This window comes from Burkholderia sp. AW49-1, assembly GCF_053427845.1.
Map to the genome: position 1 here is coordinate 145,256 of NZ_JBSAXF010000003.1, position 18,062 is coordinate 163,317.

Annotated in this window: 16 protein-coding genes; all 16 read right to left on the minus strand. The window is 67.1% G+C overall.

All coding sequences use genetic code 11. From position 1 onward, the window contains the following. Nucleotides 1-19 precede the first annotated feature (19 nt). The 16 genes from glgB to ACV22W_RS07290 all read right to left on the minus strand — a co-directional run bounded on the left by glgB (nucleotide 20) and on the right by ACV22W_RS07290 (nucleotide 18,061). Nucleotides 20-2,221: a 1,4-alpha-glucan branching protein GlgB gene (gene glgB / locus ACV22W_RS07215; RefSeq protein WP_448018561.1), complete on the minus strand. Its 2,202-nt coding sequence runs from the start codon at nucleotides 2,219-2,221 to the stop codon at nucleotides 20-22. Further along, nucleotides 2,218-5,628: a maltose alpha-D-glucosyltransferase gene (gene treS, locus ACV22W_RS07220; protein ID WP_448018734.1), complete on the minus strand. Its 3,411-nt coding sequence runs from the start codon at nucleotides 5,626-5,628 to the stop codon at nucleotides 2,218-2,220. The genes glgB and treS overlap by 4 nt, the downstream gene beginning before the upstream one ends. Further along, a complete protein-coding gene (locus ACV22W_RS07225) occupies nucleotides 5,628-9,020 on the minus strand; it encodes a maltotransferase domain-containing protein (protein WP_448018562.1) in 3,393 nt (1,130 codons plus the stop codon). Before ACV22W_RS07225 ends, treS begins: the two co-directional genes overlap by 1 nt. 257 nt (nucleotides 9,021-9,277) lie before the next feature. Further along, nucleotides 9,278-9,889 (minus strand): formyltransferase family protein, encoded by a 612-nt coding sequence (locus tag ACV22W_RS07230; RefSeq protein ID WP_448018563.1) that lies wholly within the window; start codon nucleotides 9,887-9,889, stop codon nucleotides 9,278-9,280. Beyond that, on the minus strand, nucleotides 9,880-11,007 hold the full coding sequence (locus ACV22W_RS07235) for a GNAT family N-acetyltransferase (protein WP_448018564.1): 1,128 nt from the start codon (nucleotides 11,005-11,007) through the stop codon (nucleotides 9,880-9,882). The genes ACV22W_RS07230 and ACV22W_RS07235 overlap by 10 nt, the downstream gene beginning before the upstream one ends. Next, nucleotides 11,004-11,183 (minus strand): hypothetical protein, encoded by a 180-nt coding sequence (locus ACV22W_RS07240; RefSeq protein WP_448018565.1) that lies wholly within the window; start codon nucleotides 11,181-11,183, stop codon nucleotides 11,004-11,006. The genes ACV22W_RS07235 and ACV22W_RS07240 overlap by 4 nt, the downstream gene beginning before the upstream one ends. After that, nucleotides 11,125-11,373, minus strand: coding sequence for a Com family DNA-binding transcriptional regulator (locus ACV22W_RS07245; RefSeq protein WP_448018566.1), 249 nt, complete (start codon nucleotides 11,371-11,373; stop codon nucleotides 11,125-11,127). The genes ACV22W_RS07240 and ACV22W_RS07245 overlap by 59 nt, the downstream gene beginning before the upstream one ends. Before the next feature lie 136 nt (nucleotides 11,374-11,509). Then, nucleotides 11,510-11,953, minus strand: a complete 444-nt coding sequence (locus ACV22W_RS07250; RefSeq protein WP_448018567.1) for a phage tail assembly chaperone — start codon at nucleotides 11,951-11,953, stop codon at nucleotides 11,510-11,512. Nucleotides 11,954-11,955: 2 nt separating this feature from the next. Further along, complete coding sequence (locus tag ACV22W_RS07255; protein ID WP_448018568.1) at nucleotides 11,956-13,044, minus strand: gp53-like domain-containing protein; 1,089 nt, start codon at nucleotides 13,042-13,044, stop codon at nucleotides 11,956-11,958. After that, nucleotides 13,044-13,622 carry a phage tail protein I gene (locus tag ACV22W_RS07260; RefSeq protein WP_448018569.1) on the minus strand — a complete coding sequence of 193 codons (579 nt, stop codon included), beginning with the start codon at nucleotides 13,620-13,622 and terminating at the stop codon, nucleotides 13,044-13,046. The genes ACV22W_RS07255 and ACV22W_RS07260 overlap by 1 nt, the downstream gene beginning before the upstream one ends. Continuing rightward, nucleotides 13,615-14,766 carry a baseplate assembly protein gene (locus ACV22W_RS07265; RefSeq protein ID WP_325097176.1) on the minus strand — a complete coding sequence of 384 codons (1,152 nt, stop codon included), beginning with the start codon at nucleotides 14,764-14,766 and terminating at the stop codon, nucleotides 13,615-13,617. Before ACV22W_RS07265 ends, ACV22W_RS07260 begins: the two co-directional genes overlap by 8 nt. Further along, nucleotides 14,763-15,116 carry a GPW/gp25 family protein gene (locus ACV22W_RS07270; RefSeq protein ID WP_448018570.1) on the minus strand — a complete coding sequence of 118 codons (354 nt, stop codon included), beginning with the start codon at nucleotides 15,114-15,116 and terminating at the stop codon, nucleotides 14,763-14,765. The genes ACV22W_RS07265 and ACV22W_RS07270 overlap by 4 nt, the downstream gene beginning before the upstream one ends. Before the next feature lie 53 nt (nucleotides 15,117-15,169). Beyond that, nucleotides 15,170-15,772, minus strand: coding sequence for a phage baseplate assembly protein V (locus ACV22W_RS07275; protein ID WP_448018571.1), 603 nt, complete (start codon nucleotides 15,770-15,772; stop codon nucleotides 15,170-15,172). After that, nucleotides 15,769-16,974: a phage late control D family protein gene (locus ACV22W_RS07280; RefSeq protein ID WP_325097173.1), complete on the minus strand. Its 1,206-nt coding sequence runs from the start codon at nucleotides 16,972-16,974 to the stop codon at nucleotides 15,769-15,771. Before ACV22W_RS07280 ends, ACV22W_RS07275 begins: the two co-directional genes overlap by 4 nt. Next, nucleotides 16,962-17,171 (minus strand): tail protein X, encoded by a 210-nt coding sequence (locus tag ACV22W_RS07285; RefSeq protein ID WP_448018572.1) that lies wholly within the window; start codon nucleotides 17,169-17,171, stop codon nucleotides 16,962-16,964. The genes ACV22W_RS07280 and ACV22W_RS07285 overlap by 13 nt, the downstream gene beginning before the upstream one ends. Further along, entirely contained in the window at nucleotides 17,171-18,061 is an 891-nt protein-coding gene (locus ACV22W_RS07290) for a phage tail protein (RefSeq protein ID WP_448018573.1), read from the minus strand. Before ACV22W_RS07290 ends, ACV22W_RS07285 begins: the two co-directional genes overlap by 1 nt. Nucleotide 18,062 lies beyond the last annotated feature (1 nt).

The window sequence follows — 18,062 nt, forward strand, 5'->3', positions numbered from 1 at the left end:
GTGTCGAGGTCGCCGGGCGTCAGGCCGGACTCAGCCATACGGTCGCGAGCGGCGGCAGGCGCAACGCGGCCGACCACGACTCGCCGTGCGCGGGCACGGCTTCCGCCCACACGGCGCCGTCGTTGCCGGCATTGGTGCCGCCGTACACGGCCGCATCGGTGTTCATCAGTTCGCGCCACTGGCCGGGCGCGGGCAGCCCGATGCGATAGCCGGCGCGCGGCACCGGTGTGAAGTTGCTGACCGCGACCACGAGGCGGCCGACATCGTCACGGCGCGCGAACGCGAACACGCTGTTGTCGCGATCGTCGCCGATCAGCCACGCGAAGCCTTCCGCGTGGCAGTCGAGCGCATGCAGCGCCGGTTCGGCCGCGTACACGCGGTTCAGGTCGCGCACGAGCCGTTGCACGCCGCGATGTGCGGGCGCGTCGAGCAGGTCCCAGTGCGGCGTCGCGTCGTGCGCGAACTCGGCCCATTGCGCGAATTCGCTGCCCATGAACAGAAGCTTCTTGCCGGGATGCGCCCACATGAAGCCGAAGTACGCGCGCAGCGTGGCGAGCCGCTGCCACGCGTCGCCGGGCATCTTCGCGGCGAGCGAGCCCTTGCCGTGCACGACCTCGTCGTGCGACAGCGGCAGCACGAAGCGCTCGGAGAACGCATAGACGAGCCCGAACGTCATCCGGTCGTGGTGATAGCGGCGATGGATCGGATCCTCGCGCAGATACGCGAGCGTGTCGTGCATCCAGCCCATGTTCCACTTGAAGTCGAAGCCGAGCCCGCCGTCGCCGGTCGACGCGGTGACGCCCGGCCACGCGGTCGATTCCTCCGCGAAGGTGACGACGCCCTGCGGCGCGAGCGCGCCGTGCAGCGTGTCGTTCAGCGTGCGCAGGAACGCGACGGATTCGAGATTCTCGCGCCCGCCATGCACGTTCGGCACCCATTCGCCTTCCTTGCGTGAATAGTCGCGGTACAGCATCGACGCGACGGCGTCGACGCGGATTCCGTCGACGTGATAGCGCCGTGCCCACGCGAGCGCCGACGCGACTAGGAACGCGCCGACCTCGTTGCGCCCGAGGTTGAACACGCAGGTGTTCCAGTCGGGATGCATGCCTTCGCGCGGATCGGCGTGCTCGTACAGCGCGCTGCCGTCGAACTGAGCGAGACCGTGCGGGTCGTTCGGGAAGTGCGCGGGCACCCAGTCGACGATCACGCCGATGCCGGCCGCATGCGCGCGGTCGACGAAGCGCGCGAAGCCGTCGACCGGCCCGAAGCGCGCGGACGGCGCGAACTGCGCGAGCGGCTGGTAGCCCCACGAGCCGCCGAACGGATACTCGGAAATCGGCATGAATTCGACATGCGTGAAGCCCATGCCGTGCACGTACGGGATCAGCCGCTCGGCGAGCTCGTCCCAGGTCGCGCTGCGGTCCATTTCCTCGGGCACGCGCTGCCACGATTCCGCGTGCACCTCGTAGATCGACCACGGGATGCGGAAGCGGCGGTCCGCGTGCGGCCGCGCGTGCAGCCAGCCGTCGTCGTGCCACGCGAACGCGTCGAGCGCCGCCGTGTCGGCGACGATGGACGCCGTGCGCGGCGGCGCCTCGGTCGCGCGCGCGCATGGATCGGCCTTGTGCGGCAGCACGCGTCCGTCGCTCGCGCACAGCTCGTATTTGTAATGCTCGCCGGCGCCGATGCCCGGCACGAACAGCTCCCAGACGCCCCACGGCCGGCGCAGCCGCATCGGATGCCGACGGCCGTCCCATGTGTTGAAGTCGCCGACCACCGACACGCGTTGCGCGTTCGGCGCCCATACCGCGAAGCGCACGCCGTCGACGCCATCGATGCGCGCGGGCGTCGCGCCGAGGCAGTCGAGCACGGCGGCCGGGTCGCCGGCCGCGAAACGCGCGAGCGCCGCGTCGTCGAGCAGCATGCCGAACGCATAGGCGTCGTCGGTCACCTGGCGCGTGTCGGGCCAGTCGATCGCAAGCCGGTAATGGCCGTCGTGCGCGAGCGTCCCAGCGAAACAGCCGGCGTCGTTGACGCACGCGAGCGTGCCGAGTTCGTCGCCGTCGGGCGTCACCGCACGCACGCGCCGCGCGCCGGGCAGCAGCGCGCGCACGACGATCCGCCCGGCATCCCCGTGCGGGCCGAGGCACGCGAACGGGTCCGGATGGCGGCCGGCGAGCAGCGCATCGATATCGCGGCGGTCGAACAGCGTGTCGGTCATCGGGTGCCTCCGTTGTCGGGTGTGCCGTCCGCGTCGAGCAGGCGTTCGACGAGCGCGGCGAGCCCGCCGACCGGCACGCCGAGCCAGTCGGGCCGGTTCGCGGCCTCGTAGCAGAGTTCGTACGACGCCTTGTCGATCAGGAACAGCGCGAGCAGGCGATCGGCGTAGCGCGGGTCGACGAAGCGTTCGGGCGCCTGGTCGGCGGCCGCGCGATAGCATTCGACGAAGCGGTCGGCGGCGGCCTGCCCGAAGCGGTCGAACAGCGCACGCTTGCGGCCGGCCGCCTGCGGCGGCGCCTTTTCGATCGCGAACTGAGCGGTCGCGCTCACGTACGACAGCGAGCGCAGGAAGCCAGCCACGTCGCGCAGCGGATGCGACTTCGCGCGACGCCGCTCGAGCGGCCGCGCGGGCTCGCCCTCGAAGTCGATCAGCAGCGCGTCGCCCTGCACGTCGAGCACCTGGCCGAGATGGAAATCGCCGTGAATCCGCGTGCATCGCGCGTCGAGCGTGCGCGGCACCAGTTCGCCGAGCGCCTGTACGGCGGCGTCGCGCGACGCGAGCAGCGTATCGGCGGCCGCGCGCATGGCCGGATCGAGCGCATCGAGTCGCGTGGCCAGCACGTCGAGTGCGTGCCTGAACGACGCGATCGCGTCGAGGCACCAGCCGTCGACGTGTTCGGGCGTCGCGCGCTCCGGCGTGAAGGCCGGGTCGTCCGACGGCTGCGCGAGCGCGACGTGCAGCTGGCCGAGCCGCGTGCCGACGATACCCGCGAACGCCGCGTAGCCGAGCAGCGCGTCCGGTTCCTCGTCGGGCTCGGCCGCTTCGCCGTCTGCGACGGCGGGCAGCGCGAGCTCGTCGACCGCGCGTTTCAGGAAGTCGAACGAACGCGTCCACGCATCGCCCTGGTTGTCGACGTAGCGCTGCAGGATCGCGACCGTATGCGGCGAGCCGTCCGGATCGACGTGCACGACTTCGCCGGCGAGCGTCGCGGTGTTCGCATAGCCGATCCGCGTCAGGTGGCGGCTCATCTCCGCTTCCGGATGGATGCCGTGCGCGACCTTGCGCACGAGCTTCAGCACGATCTGGTCGCCGATCACGAGCGAGCTGTTGCTCTGCTCGGCCGCGAGCCAGCGCACCTCCGCGGCGTCGCCGGGATCGAGCGCGGCGAGCGCATGTTCGGGCAGGAAGTCGAGGCGGCCGCCGTCGGACGTCGGCACCGTCGCGCCGTCGCGCAGCTTGCGCAGCATCCCGCGCGCGAACGCGGGCAGCGCGAACGCGTCGGTCAGGTAGCCGACCGTATGGCCGCGCCGCACGCGCGCGAGCGCGAGTTGCGCGAACAGCGGATGCGACGTCTCGCCGCCCCATGCGGCAGCCAGCGGCACGACGTAGCGTTCGACGCCGCCATCGCTCGCGGACACCCATGCCTCCGCATACTGGAACGGCTCGTCCGGCATCGGTGTGACGACATTCAGCCACGCATCGCCGATCTTGCGGTCCTTCGACGCGAACCAGCGCCGCCTCGCGAGCCACGACGCGAGCGCATCGTGCGCGAGCGTATGCAGCTGCCCGACGTCGGGCCGCACGTCGCCGCGCCGCATCACGATCGTCACGTATTCGGGCAGCGGCTCCGCGTGCGGCTGCCGCCACGACGGCTCGCGGCCGTGCTCGGACAGCACGAACCACAGGAACCCGTACGGTGGAAAGGTGAGCAGGTAAGTGAGCTGCCCGATCGGCGGAAACGGCGAGTCCGACGTCATCTCGATCGGCACGCGGCCCGCGAATTCGGACAGGTCGAGTTCGACCGCCTGCGACGAGCGCGACAGGTTCGCGACGCACAGCACCGTCTCGTGGCCTTCGAGTTCGCGCAGGTACGCGAGCACCTTGCGGTTCTCCGGCCGCAGGAAGCGGATCGTGCCGCGCCCGAACGATTGCGTCGCGCGGCGCGTCGACAGGATGCGCCGCGTCCAGTTCAGTAGCGAATGCGGGTCGCGCGTCTGCGCCTCGACGTTGACCGCGTCGTAGCCGTACAGCGAGCCCATCACGGGCGGCAGCACCAGCAGTTCCGGGTCCGCGCGCGAGAAGCCGCCGTTGCGGTCCGACGACCATTGCATCGGCGTGCGCACGCCGTCGCGGTCGCCCAGGTGGATGTTGTCGCCCATCCCGAGTTCGTCGCCGTAGTAGATCACCGGCGTGCCGGGCATCGACAGCAGCAGCGAGTTGATCAGCTCGATGCGGCGCCGGTCGCGCTCCATCAGCGGCGCGAGACGGCGCCGGATGCCGAGGTTGATACGCGCGCGCCGGTCGGACGCATAGGTCTGCCACAGCAGGTCGCGCTCGGAATCGGTCACCATCTCGAGCGTCAGTTCGTCGTGATTGCGCAGGAACACGGCCCACTGGTTGCTCGGCGCGAGCGCCGGCGTTTGCCGCATGATGTCGACGATCGGGAAGCGATCCTCGCTCGCGATCGACATGTAGATGCGCGGCATCAGCGGGAAGTGGAACGCCATGTGGCATTCGTCCTCGCGGCCGAAGTATTCCTGCACGTCTTCCGGCCACTGGTTCGCTTCCGCGAGCAGCATCCGGTTCGGATACTCGGCGTCGATCGTCGCGCGGATGCGCTTCAGGATCGCGTGCGTCTCCGGCAGGTTCTCGTTGTTGGTGCCTTCGCGCTCGACCAGGTACGGCACCGCGTCGAGCCGCATCCCGTCGATGCCGAGATCGAGCCAGAAGCGCATCACCTGGAGCACCTCGCGCACGACGGCCGGGTTGTCGAAGTTCAGGTCCGGCTGGTGCGAGTAGAAGCGGTGCCAGTAATACTGGCCGGCGATCGGGTCGTGCGTCCAGTTCGACGTTTCGGTATCGAGGAAGATGATCCGCGTGCCGGTGTATTTCGTGTCGGTGTCGGACCACACGTAGTAGTCGCGATGCATCGAACCGGGCTTCGCGCGCCGTGCCCGCTGGAACCATGGATGCTGGTCCGACGTGTGGTTGATCACCAGTTCGGTGATCACGCGGATGCCGCGCGCGTGCGCTTCGCGGATGAAGCGCCGCACGTCGGCCAGCGTGCCGTAGTCGGGGTGCACGTCGCGATAATCCGCGATGTCGTAGCCGTCGTCGCGGCGCGGCGACGGGTAGAACGGCAGCAGCCAGATCGTGTCGACACCCAGCTCGGCGATGTAGTCGAGCTTCATGATCAGGCCGGGGAAGTCGCCGATCCCGTCGTTGTTCGAGTCGTAGAACGACTTCACGTGCACCTGATAGATGATCGCGTCCTTGTACCACAGCGGATCATCCGCGCAGAGCGCGGGCGCGCGGCGCCGCGACCGGCGCCGGCGCGGCGTGCCGGCCGGTGCGAGCGACGGGAACTGCGCGCGGCGCACGTCGTCGAGGGAGTCTTCGCGTTTCATCATGCGTGTGCTCCGGAAGGATGTCGGGCGTCGCCCGGCTCGGGCGCCGCCGCTCGCGCGGCGCCGGGAGACGGCGAGAGCCGCCAGATCGCATACGGCCGCACGTGCGGGTCGAGCGACACGTACTGGCGATGCCCGCGCCAGGTTTCGGCATGCGCGGCGTCCTGTTCGAGCGCGTCGAGCGGTTCGCCGTCGACGAGCCCGAAGCCGCGCCACAGCGACGCGTCGAGCGTGAAGTTCGCGGCCTGCGGATGCCACGGGTCGAGGCTGATCGCGACCGCGACGACGCTGTCGTGCGCGGGCGTCGCCTTCACGAACACGAGCACCTGGTCGTTGTCCGCGTCGGCGAACGTGAGGCCGAGGTGGGTCTGCAGTGCCGGATGCTCGCGTCGCGCGCGGTTCAGCCGCGCGATTTCGGCGCCGATGTGCGCGGCCTTGTTCCAGTCGCGCGCGCGCAGCTCGTATTTCTCCGCGTCCGCGTATTCCTCGCTGTCGGGCAGCGGCGCCGATTCGCCGATCTCGAAGCCCGAATACAGGCCCCACGAGCCGGCGAGCGTCGCCGCGAGCGCCGCGCGGATCACGAACTGCGAGCGCGGCGCGTTCTGCAGGTGGCGCGGATTGATGTCGGGCGTGTTCACGAAGAAGTTCGGCCGGAAGAACTCGCGGGGCGGGCCGGCCGTCAGCTCGGTCAGGTAATCGATGAACTCGCGCTTCGTCTCGCGCCACGTGAAATATGTGTACGACTGCGAGAAGCCGACCTTCGCGAGCCGGTACATCATCCCCGGCCGCGTGAACGCCTCCGACAGGAACACGACATCCGGATGCTTGCCGCGCACGTCGGCGATCATCCATGCCCAGAACGGCAGCGGCTTCGTGTGCGGATTGTCGACGCGGAAAATCCGCACGCCCGCGTCGACCCAGAACAGCACCGCGTCGCGCAGCGCGAGCCACAGGTCGGGCAGTGCATCCTGCGCGTAGAAGTCGGGATTCACGATGTCCTGGTAGCGCTTCGGCGGATTTTCCGCGAAGCGCAGCGAGCCGTCGGGCCGCCATGCGAACCAGCCCGGATGCGCGGCGAGCCACGGATGGTCGGGCGAGCACTGGATCGCGAAGTCCAGCGCGATCTCCAGTCCTTGCGCGCGCGCCGCATCGACCAGCGTGCGGAACGACGCGAGGGTGCCGAGCTGCGGATGCACGGCCGTGTGGCCGCCGTCGGGCGAGCCGATCGCATAGGGGCTGCCGACGTCGTCCGGGCCGGCCTTCAGCGTGTTGTTGCGGCCCTTGCGCGCGGTCGTGCCGATCGGATGGATCGGCGGGAAATACAGCACGTCGAAGCCCATGTCGCGGATGCGCGGCAACTGCGCGATCACGTCGTCGAACGTGCCGTGCCGGTGCGGATCGTTGCTCGCCGAGCGCGGGAACATCTCATACCAGCTCGAGAAGCGCGCGGCACGGCGCTCGACCTCGACCGGATAGACGGTCTTGTCGTGCGTGGCGAACGGGCGGTAGCGCAGCGCCGCGTATGCGTCGGCCAGCGCGGGGTCGCCGATCAGTGCAAGCCGGTGTTCGTGCGACGCGTCCTTGAAGTCGGCCGCGAGCTGCTCCATTTGCCGGACCGCGCGCGGATCGGCGGGCGCGGCAAGCTTGAGCGCGGTGGCGAGCAGCAGCTGTGCCTCGCGCACTTCCAGCGTCACGTCCTGGCCGGCCGCGTGTTTCTTCGCGATGTCGGTGGCGAGCGACGCCCAGTCGTCGCGCCACGCGATCACGCGGAACGCATGGCGGCCGAGCCGGTCGAGCGCGATGCGCGCGTGCCAGCGATCGTTCGGCTCCGCGACGAACGGCACTTCGCGCCAGTCGTCCTCGTCGTCCGCGCGCCATTGCAGCGCGGCCGCGAGATGCGCGTGACCGTCCGAGAAGATCGATGCGTGCACAACCAGCGTTTCGCCGATCACGCGCTTGATCGCGAAGCGGCCGCCGTCCACGGCCGGCTCGACGCGCTCGATCGCGATCCGGTCGGCCGCGAGTGCGGCGGACAGCGCGGTGCGCTCGTCGGCGGCATCGGCGCGCGTGGTCGCGGGCGGTGCGTGCGACGCGTCGAGCAACGCATGACCGCCGGGTTCGAGCGTGAAGGCGGGCAGCGCGACGAGCGCATGCCGATGCGGTCCGTCCGGTGTCGCGACGTGCGTGAAGCCGCCCGGCACGCCGGGCAGGATCGTGGCGGGATCGACCGGCGCTTCGGCATCGAGATCGGGATTCAGCACGATCAGCAGTGCCGCGTCGTCGTGCTCGAGCGACGGGCCAGTGCCGCGCAACAGCGCGGTCGCGGCTGCGCCGGGCGCGCTCAGTTGCGCGATTTCGCCGCGCTCGGCCGCGAGCGGCGTCGCGCGGCGCCATGCGTTCGCGTCGGCGATCGCGCCGGACAGGTCGAAGCGCGCATCGTCGAACGCGGCGCGATAGCGCGTGGCGTCCGCGTCGCGCGCCATCAGCGGCAGCGTGACGCCGCGCTCGAAGCCCATCGGCACGAGCCAGCCGGTGCCGACCGCCGCCGCGGTCCACAGCGCGCGGTGATACGCGCGGGCGACCGCCTCGTCCGGCGCGTCGTGCCAGTCGTCGGCGAGACGCGGGCCGTCGTAGGCGTCGGGAAACGCGATCGGCGAGCCGATGCGCCGCAGCAGCCGGTGTTCGTCCGCGAACCACGGCGAGCGCAGATCCCACCAGCGTACCGATGAGAACACCGCGTCGAAGCCGGCCGCCTCGAATTGCGCGAGCGCGTCGCGTGCATGACCGGGCACGCCGGCCAGCACGGCGACGTCCGGGCGCGCGCGACGCAGCGCCGCGCGCCAGCCGGGCCACCACGCGGCCGGCAGATGATGCGGCGCGTCGATCAGGAAGCCGGCCGCGCCGGCGTCCGCGAACGCGGCGAGATGCGCGCACCACCACGCGGCGAGCGCGTCGTGTGTCGCGTCCTCGCCGACCTGTGCATGCGCGACGTCGAGTTCATGCGCGGCGCGACGCGGATCGATCAGCGCGTCGTCGTGCGAGCGCTCGACGTACCAGTCCGGATGCTCGGCGCGCAGCGGGTTGTCGCGCGCGATGCGGTCCGGTATCACTTCGAGCATCACGCGCAGCCCGTGGCCGTGCGCGATCTGCGCGAGCCGCGAGAACGTCTCGAGTGCGCCGGCGCGCGTCGCGAACGTCGCGGCCGGCCGGTGGAAGTCGGCGACATGACGCGGAAAACCCGCGACGCTGGCGGCCCAGAAGCCGCCGATCAGCACGTGGTCGAAACCCATGCCCGCGATGTGGGCGAACGTGTCGGGCCACGCATCGAGCGGACCGACGAGGCGGGCGTCGCAGAAGTAGAGGTGTGGGGCAAAGGGGGGCGTGACGTTCATGGCATGGCGTGGTGAAGCGCGGCGCGATATTTGAGCGCGTCGCCGCGCGATAAATTCGGGTCGGTTTGTCTTGCGATTGGTGGAAAAGAATTGCACGTTTGCCAGCAAGTCGGCGGAAAGGCTCACACGAGTATCGACCATCCCCATACACCGCATACGCGGCCGGCTGGCACTCGGGGGGGCGGGCTATCGTCAGCAGGGCCTTGCGGGACACCTAACCGCACGAAGCCGACACCGTGTGAGCGGTCGATTATCGCCTAACTGGCGGCCAGCGGCTTCGAATGAATTGCCGGCTCCCATGTCGCGAGCGCCGGATCCTGCTCCAGCCGCGGGCATTCGCCCCGTTCGAGCATGGCCAGAGCCGCCGCAAACAGCCTCAAGCCCATCGGACCAAGCTCCCTGCGCCAGAGCGTCGCCGGCGTGTCATCCGATCGGATGTGACACCACTCTTGCGCGGCAATCGGGCCAGTATCGGCCCCATCGTCCATCCAATACACGGTCCCGCCAGTGACGGCCTCCCGCATGTGGATCGCCCAGCGGACCGCGTCGCGGCCGCGGTGACGAGGTAACAACGACGGGTGATAGCCCAGCGCCCCGAATCGGGCGCGATCTCTAGCGGCGCGCGGCACGAAAGCGTGCGCGTGCGCCGCAAGGATCAGGTCAACGCCCTCCGGCACTGACGACGGGTCGAGTTGCCGGCCGACGATAGACGCCGGCACGCCGAGCTGCTGCGCCGCCGAATACAACCGGTCGTATTCCTCGCCGTCGGCGGCCGGCGCCGCCACGGACGTCACCTCGTGACCCGCGGCGACGCATTGCTTTAGCAGCTCGGCCCCGAGCCATTTTTGCCCGACGATCATCAAGCGCATGCTGCGTCCTCCCCGAGGTAGCGGAAGCCCTGTACCGCGCGGAAATGCCCGCCGTAGCCGCTCGTTGCCTTCTCCGAGCGGCCGGCCCGCGCCATGCTTGCCGACATCGACTCGATCGAACGTCGGCGGTTGTCACCGACGAGGCATGCGGACACCTGCGTCCACTTCTGGTCGCGGCGCAACGCGGCCGCAAGCCCTGGGTGGCTGGTATGGAACAGCGAGCGCAGCTTTAGCCCGTATCGGTTTTGTCCCCGCGCCCACGCTTCGCACACGGCGTTTAGGAACCTCATACCGACCCCTGCGCCTTGCCACTCCGGCATAACCACAAGGCGGCAGGCCCGCGCCTCGATCATCCCTTGGCGCGTCGTCACGGCGACATGCGCGACCGGCTCGCCACCGATCCATCCGACGTAGTTCGTCGCGGCGATCATGCGCGGCAGCTTCAGATAGTGATGCGGCTCAAACAGTGGCCAGTAACGCCAGTCGGTCTGTTGGATGTCCAGGTCGATCGGCGGTCTCTGCCGAAGACGCCCCCGTTCGAATTGGCCGGTACCGGTGTCAAAGACCCAGTCCGGCTGCACCCATTCGAGAATGTCGTAGTGGCACGACAGCAGCACGACGCGCCCCCGCGTGCGGCGCCATGCCTTGGCGAACGCGCCGGCGCCGACGCGGGCAATCTGTCGATCGACAACGGACGAAAACTCGTCGACGACCGCGAGCTCCGGGGCTTCGCATATGAGCCGCGCGAGCGTGGCTCGAAACTGCTCGCCGTTGGAGAGCACGGCAAACGGCCGCAACCACGTTGGCACGCTCCCGAGACCCACGGCCGACAACGCGCCCGTGACGGCGTCGAATGAGGCGCGCGGCGCGATAGCGTCGACGATCGGGCGGCGCGCCGGCCACTGCGGCGTATAAATCGGCCCGATTGCTTTGCCGATGCTCGTTTTGCCGGAGCCGGACGGACCGACAATCACGCCGATTTGCCAATCAGCGTCGTCGATCGACAGATCCGCCTCAAGGTCGAAGCGAGAGCCGTCGTCAACGTTGAATAGCGACTTGACGCGTGCCGAGCGGTATGACGCAGAGTTTGCGCAGCGATGGTGTACGGCGATTTTCATACGCAGACCACCTTCAGCTTGTAACCCAGCTTACGCAGCGCTTGATAGGTCGCCTGCTGCTCGGCTTCGTCGCGACAGGTGACGACGATTCCAAACTGCGCCTTGTATTTGTAGCCGTTACGGCCCGGCTGTTTGGCCGGGGGATGTGTTTTCGCGCCCATTACTAAGTTCCACATGTTTGGGCGCTCGATGGCGCGCTGGTTCGGGGCTCGCGGCCCTCAGATGGTTAATCGCCCCGCAGCGGGGGCATTTGATGCTCAACTCGATATACCGGCCTGAAGCCAGTTTGCGGCGACACTGGCCGCATCTGATATCGAGTGCGCCGGCAACCGAATACGATGCCGGCCCAGGCTGATTGTTTGCCATATGTGAAAGCCCTTTCCATAAGATAGAATGGCCTCGCCTTCCGGAAGGTGGCGGGGCCTTGGCTAATTCACTGGCACTGGCAGTGATGCGGCGGCCGTCAACGGTGCTCCAACACCTGTGACGGCCGCCCCGTCTTTTACGTCGCCGAGGTGACAAACAACGGAGCCGTCGGCAGGTCGATGTTCGGCCATCCCTGTGCGTCGGTAAAATCACGCAGCGCCTGCCGGTATTTCACGAGCGCGGCAAACTGCTCCGCCGTCATCGTGGTCCCGTCGCCGATCAGTTTTTCGTCTTGATGTCGGGCAACAAGCCAGTCGGTCCGGGCAAGAGCTGCGTCGCGGTCTGCGCGCTTGGCATTGGCGATCTCTGCGCGCGTCGGAGGCGGCGGGTCGATCGCGGCGGGTTTCCCGGCACTGTCGACGATAAGACATTTGCCCACCGCCTGCGCGTCGATAAGCGCAAGCCATTGCACATCAGTAATGTCGATGACAGATTCGCCTTGAGGGGCCGGGCTGTCCACCGTGTCGTAGAAGGCAATGATGCCGCCTTTGGCGTCGTACGCTGCTTGTTTTTGTCCCATGATCAGTACCCCACTGCGATCCATCGAAATCCAATACCTGCGGCGACTGGCATTGACCCCGCACCGGCTCCCGTCCCGAATACAGAAATGTTGGACGCAGACGGCGTGCCGCAGGTGACAAGATAGTTGCTTGCCGACGAAGCGGTCGGCGTTCCAACAAACTGAAGGCAGCTATTCGGGAACGTGAGCGGAAACGTAACCGTCACCGCCCCGGACGAATTTGTTGTCGATTGCCCCCATTGAATAATCAGTCCGCTCGGCAGCTTCTGATAACCGCTGGCCACAACCGACGAGCTAAACAGCGAGCTCCACTGCAAGGCGGCTGATCCGCCCATTACCTCCCAATTGCTCGTTCCGTATGCGGCGATGGCAAGGCTGTCCCCGGCTCCCACCACGATTGATGCCACCGTGCCGCCCAACGCCGAAAACTTGTCGCCCCCAGCCGTCTGGATCGTGACCGGAAAGGCAGACGCGTTATAAAAGCGCATTCCTACCCCGGGTTGGTAAGTGCTGACGGCGGGAAGCGACTGGGTGAATGGGCCGGCATTGCCGTACAAGACAACATCGGCCCCCGCATACGTCAAATCGATAATGGCCGGAGCGCCGACTGTCTTCATGCTCGACGCGCTGCCGAGTGCACGCTGCAGCGCAGCCATCGTCGCCAGCTTCGTGCTGCTGTCAAACTGCGGCGGCGTCGGCCCCTTCGGCGTACCGGTGAAGACCGGCGAGTCGATCGGCGCTTTCAGCGCCAACTGATTCGTGATGGTCGTCGCGAAATTCGGATCCTTCCCGAGCGCCTGCGCGATCTCGTTGATCGTATCGAGGGTCTCCGGTGCCTGCCCGACCAGATTGCCGAGTTCCTGCGCGACGTCAGCTTTTGTTGCGTACTGCGGATGCGGATCAGCAGCGGCGACGTGCTGCGTAAGACCGGACTGCGATTGCTCGACCTGTTGCTTCAGGTAGCGCGTGCGGCCGCCGAGCTGCTTCCCCTGCCTGTTGGAAACACCGTCCGGCCCGCCTTCGACCGGGTCTGACGTTTCGATTTGGTAAAGGTCTTCCTCCCATTGGGAAGATTCGACGAGTTTGGCCATTAACTGCTCCCGTGGTTGTATTGCGCGTCGTAGCGGGCGGCGCCGTTGTAACGTACCGGCACGCCCCGGTATTCAAGGCTTGCCAGCACGCAGCGCGCCGGTGCGAACGCGTCGAGCGTCGTACGCAGCAACGCCGCTTGATCATTCGTGATCGCTCGATCGAGCAAGATCACCCGGTAGACGGCCCACAATCCGGGATCGCCGTGCACCATCCAGCCGTTGTAACGGCGCTTGCCGTCGTAGTACACGCGCGAGATACCCTCGACCAGCTCGACCTCGCCGAAGCCCAGACGACGAATGACTTCGCGAACCGCCCACGGCGTGCCCTTGTAGCGGTGCAGCTCGATCGCGCCCTTGATGAGCGCACGTTTTGCATCGTCCGACTCGGCGAGATTCCAGCCGTCTTCGCCCATGACGGAAAACTGGTCGGCAAGGAACGGCAGTGCAGACGGGTCGACGCCGTCGATCAGATAGACCAGAAGCGGCGACAGGTCGACGTTGTCGAGCCGCTCGACCAGCTGCGCGAGCGCCTTGAAGCGCTTGTCTTTTGCCAGCACCGGCGGTAACAGATCAGCCATTTGCCACCCCGGTCGGCACGACGCTCACGCTCGTACAACGCGCCCATTCGCTGGCGCTCAGCACGCGTAGCTCGAGGCCGGGTAGATCGACGTCGTACACGCCTTGGACCTGCACGGCGGCACTGAGTTGACGCGGGACGATGTCGCGCCCCAAGCCGGCCGCTCGGCCGTCACGGTACGTCTGCGCCGCCGTACGTGCGAGCTCGACGGCCGTATCGGCGTCGGCGTCCTTGTACAGCGTCAATCGGACGTCGATCGCGTAGTCGACCGGCGTCGGCGGCCGGACGTCGACGTAGTCGGTCAGCGGTCGCTTGCGCTCATCGTCCAAGTAATCCTCAACGAGCTGGATAATCGCGTCGCTTGGCAGGCCGGTGTCGACCAGCGGGTAGACCTGGACACAGCCCGGCGGTACGCCGTTGACCGAGACGAGCCGCCCGTCACGCATTTCCATCACCGGTTTGATGATGCCGACGTCGACGATCGATTGGTGCGCGCTCTTTGCGTGAAACACGTAGGCAAGCCGCGACCCGGCCGTACTGAAGGCTTCAGGGGCCAGCTTGATTCGCTCGCGCAGCCGGTCAGTGTCTTCCTCTTCATACCCGTCCGCGCTGACCTTGATGTTGGCGACCGTCACGTCGACGTCGCCCAGGTCATCGACCAGTGCGCCGAGTTGACCCGGTTGCCAGCCGTTGCCGATCGCCCCAGCCGTCTCGCAGGTCGCGGCCGCGTCGATCGACAACTGGCCGGCGACGAGCGTCGCGTCGACGTCGGTCGTGAACGAAACGGCGCCATCGCTCGTCTCGACACGCGTGCCGGCGGCGATCAGGAGATTCGACGGCAGCGGGGCGTCGACCGAAAACCGCAGCGTTGTCTTCGCGGGCTGCGCCGGCAGCCGGCTCACGCCGACCAGCTCGCCAAGGTAGTCAATCATGGGGGCGCGGGCGAACGCGACGAGGTTCTGTTTCGCGGCCTCCTGCACGCCGACGCGAACGAGGGTTTCGCGGTACGCGATGATGTCGATCATGACGCGCTCAACCTGCGCGGGATACAGCGTTTTCCCGGTGCGCGCCTCGTAGTCGGCCACGATCTCGGCCGTAATGATCTCAGGATCGCGGGCGATGAAATCCGGCTCGTCGAGCGTCATCGCGGTACCTCCGTCTCGCGGATGACCCCGTCAGCAAGCCGCCATTGCACGCGAATCGTTTCGCGCGATTCCGCGATCGACGGGATGACGCGCACGACTTCGCAGCGCGGCTCCCAGCGGCGGATCGCGTCGACCGACTCACGCACGACGTGCGGCGTGGCGCGGTCGATCGGCATGTCGAGGTATAGGTAGAGCTTGGAACCGAACTCAGGGCGATGCGGATCGCTGCCCTGGGGCGTCCCGAGAATTAGACGGATCGCCTGATCGATATCGTCCACGCCCTCAACCACGCCATCGCGGTTGAGAGCCGGCTGCCAGTGAACGGAGGTGATTTCGGAGAGCTGGGTCATGCGGCAATGGTGCCGCGCGACCAGTCGGGAGGATATTAAAGCCGGCTAAAAGCTCAGTGGCTGTGGTGATTCGAGTTGCCGCCGGTGTCCATGATCGTGCCAGTGGCATCGACATTGCCGTCGATTTTCATATTGCCCGACAGCGTCGCGCCATCGCCGCCAGAGCCGGCCATGCCGCCCTGGTAGGTCAGCTTGCCCTTGATCGTGACGTTGCGCGTGAACTCGGCCTCCGGCGTGTCGACGGTCACCTTGTCGCCGGCGCGCAGCAGGATCTCTGACTTCGAGTCGACGACTACCGTCTGCATGCCCGAGCACGTCAGCGTGTGAGTCGCGCGGTCGTATTCGAGCATCGCGCCGTCCTTGAAGCGCACGATGAACTTGTTCGGGTCGCTCACCGGCGGCCGGTCGGCATCGGAGTAGACGGCGCCCACGATGACGCCGTCCTCGCCGCGGCTGTCGAGCAGCACGGCGACCTGCTCGCCGTTATCGTAGGTCCAGCAAACCTGATCCTCCAGCGTCTTCGGGTACGCGATCGGCAACCACATGGTGCGCATATTGCCGAGGTCGGTCAGCCGCACGCGCGCGAAACCGGGCTTCGAGGCGCTGACCGTACCGAATTTGATCGTCGCGCCGAACTCGTCGAGTGTGTCGTTCATTTCTTCTTGCCTTTCGCTGCAACGGGCGTGGTTCCAACGACTCCGACGTCGCCCTTTGCAGTGACGCCGTAGACCTGGAGCCCTTTGGTGGATTTTTTCGCCGTGCCGCCGCCTTTGCCGGCCTGGACGGCGAGCGCCGAGCGCTTCAGCTCGACTTCGGTTTGGTAGCCGCCGCCGCGATCGAGACGATGCCGCGCCGATTCGATCAGGTATTTGCCGGACAGCTTCCCGAGTTCGAGCAGCTCGATCGATGCGCCGGCCGCCAACTTCGTGTCGCCGGTCATCTCGACCGATCCACCTGTTTGCTTGAGGTTCGCCTGGTCAAGCGCCGCACGTGCCTTCGTCTGCAGCGTTGCCTTCGAGCCGGCGCGCGTGGACAGCCGTAGTGTGTCGCCGCTCGTCGACTGCCCGGACTGTTTCCGCTTACCCGCAGCCGCCTCAGACTGGCCGACGACGCCCACGGAATCGCCAGTCACGCCGTAGACGACGAGCTTCTTCGTCTTCGGGTTGTGATAGCCGACCTTGGCCTGCGCGTAGACGTCTTTGATCTTGTCGCGCAAGCGAATCGACTTCAGGTCGGCGCGCTTGAACTGCAGGACGGAGTCCGATCCTCTCAGGTCGGCGAGTTCGCTGAAAATGAGCTTGCTGCCCGAAATTTTGAACGCATACCCGTACTCGCGCGCGAGCCGCGTCAGGAACGCCACGTCCTGCTCCTGATACTGCGTGACACGATCGATTCGGATGTCTCGAATGCGGCCGGTGAGCGTCAGGTGATTCCGCTTGGCGATGCGCGCTGCGATCGTTGCAAGCGTCGTGTGCTCGTACGCCTTTGCCTTGCGGCTCCGCACCGACGCCTTCACGCCCGTACCGAGCCCTCGGATCGTCACGGTCGACGGTGGTTCGTCGAAGCCAATCTCGTCGATCTCGAAGCGGCCGCACGCGAGCAACGGCGCGCCCGTGTAGCCGATCTTCAGCGTCAGCGCGTCGCCTTTCCCCGGATACCACGCGTCAAGCCAACGTCCGTCCGTGTCTTCGAGCACGACTTCGATCTCGTCGGACTGGCCGGACAGAAAGTCGGTATACGACACCGACACCACGTAGGGCGCGATGTCGTTCGTGATGTTCTTCTGCTCGTACACGAGCGTGAAAACGGGCTCGGGGACGTCGGCGACCGACGTCGGGGTATCGATCACCGCATCCACGGCGGAAGTTCCTCATCGGGTACGTCGTCGGCCGCTACGACTGGAATCGATAGCGCAATGCCGCTCGCGAGGACCGGCGTGATCGGCACGTCCGGGTTCGCGGCGATGATTCGCTCGTAGGCGAATGGGTTGCCGTAATAGCGGTAAGCGATCTGGTCCCACCGTTCGCCTTCGGTTGTGATGTGGGTCAAAAACATCAAATCCTCCGCGTCGCGACTTGCGCGGCCAGTTTGCTCAGACCCGGCGCGGCGGAACTCAGTGCGCCGGTCGCCGTAGCGAGCTGCCCGGCGGCCCGATCAATCGCGCCGGTAATCGTCCCGATCGTCGCGTTCGCCAAGCCGCCTTGCGCCGATCGGACTGCATCCAGCGCGGTATTGCTCGCGCGCAGGATGCCGGCCGCCTCGGGAATCTGGTCGGTCAGAGACGCCAGCGCCGGCGAAAGCTTCGCCAGCGGATCGGCCGCTTGCTTGATGTTGGTCAGCACGCCCGACGAGCGACTCAACGCGGAGAACGGATCGTCTTTCAGCTTCTGGACGACCTTGACCGCATCGACCGCCACCCGCATCGCGGACTGCGCCTGATTCCCCCAGGTCACTGCTTGCTGGATCGTGCCTCGCGCGGTGGCCACCGCCGATGTGACGCTGGAAACCGCCTGCGCAGCCGCCGGCGGCACCTTGGGTTGTACGGCCTGCGGCTTGAGCGGGTTCTTCTTGTCGCCGACGAACTCGCGCAGGGTGATCGTCGCGTCGAGGGACAGCACGGTGCCGGACGTGTCGGTCTGCTTGCTGGTAGATTGAACCTCGGTCAGCACAAACCAGCCCTTGTAGTCGCCATTGCCGAAAACGAGTGCCATCGCCTGTTTCGCGCTCACCGACGCGCGCAGCTTTGCCAGCTCGGCTTCCGGGTCGCAGTACCAATAGTGAAACGACAGCGCGATCCGGATCTCGTCGAGCTTGTCACCCATGCGCTGCAGCCGCGGCTTGCCCTGGATAAGCGCGTGCTCGGCGTAGTCTGCGCCAAAGGTCGCGTCGAACCCGTCGAAGTATCCGATCAGGTCGAATTCGATATCACCCAGAATTGCAAACACG

What these genes read in the sequence shown, in the direction of transcription:
- ACV22W_RS07235 (WP_448018564.1), bottom strand. Translation starts at nt 11,007, where the DNA reads ATGAAAATCGCCGTACACCATCGCTGCGCAAACTCTGCGTCATACCGC.
- ACV22W_RS07240 (WP_448018565.1), bottom strand. Translation starts at nt 11,183, where the DNA reads ATGTGGAACTTAGTAATGGGCGCGAAAACACATCCCCCGGCCAAACAG.
- ACV22W_RS07285 (WP_448018572.1), bottom strand. Translation starts at nt 17,171, where the DNA reads ATGTTTTTGACCCACATCACAACCGAAGGCGAACGGTGGGACCAGATC.
- ACV22W_RS07245 (WP_448018566.1), bottom strand. Translation starts at nt 11,373, where the DNA reads ATGGCAAACAATCAGCCTGGGCCGGCATCGTATTCGGTTGCCGGCGCA.
- ACV22W_RS07260 (WP_448018569.1), bottom strand. Translation starts at nt 13,622, where the DNA reads ATGGCTGATCTGTTACCGCCGGTGCTGGCAAAAGACAAGCGCTTCAAG.
- ACV22W_RS07230 (WP_448018563.1), bottom strand. Translation starts at nt 9,889, where the DNA reads ATGCGCTTGATGATCGTCGGGCAAAAATGGCTCGGGGCCGAGCTGCTA.
- ACV22W_RS07275 (WP_448018571.1), bottom strand. Translation starts at nt 15,772, where the DNA reads ATGAACGACACACTCGACGAGTTCGGCGCGACGATCAAATTCGGTACG.
- ACV22W_RS07265 (WP_325097176.1), bottom strand. Translation starts at nt 14,766, where the DNA reads ATGACGCTCGACGAGCCGGATTTCATCGCCCGCGATCCTGAGATCATT.
- ACV22W_RS07270 (WP_448018570.1), bottom strand. Translation starts at nt 15,116, where the DNA reads ATGACCCAGCTCTCCGAAATCACCTCCGTTCACTGGCAGCCGGCTCTC.
- ACV22W_RS07225 (WP_448018562.1), bottom strand. Translation starts at nt 9,020, where the DNA reads ATGAACGTCACGCCCCCCTTTGCCCCACACCTCTACTTCTGCGACGCC.
- treS (WP_448018734.1), bottom strand. Translation starts at nt 5,628, where the DNA reads ATGAAACGCGAAGACTCCCTCGACGACGTGCGCCGCGCGCAGTTCCCG.
- glgB (WP_448018561.1), bottom strand. Translation starts at nt 2,221, where the DNA reads ATGACCGACACGCTGTTCGACCGCCGCGATATCGATGCGCTGCTCGCC.
- ACV22W_RS07255 (WP_448018568.1), bottom strand. Translation starts at nt 13,044, where the DNA reads ATGGCCAAACTCGTCGAATCTTCCCAATGGGAGGAAGACCTTTACCAA.
- ACV22W_RS07250 (WP_448018567.1), bottom strand. Translation starts at nt 11,953, where the DNA reads ATGGGACAAAAACAAGCAGCGTACGACGCCAAAGGCGGCATCATTGCC.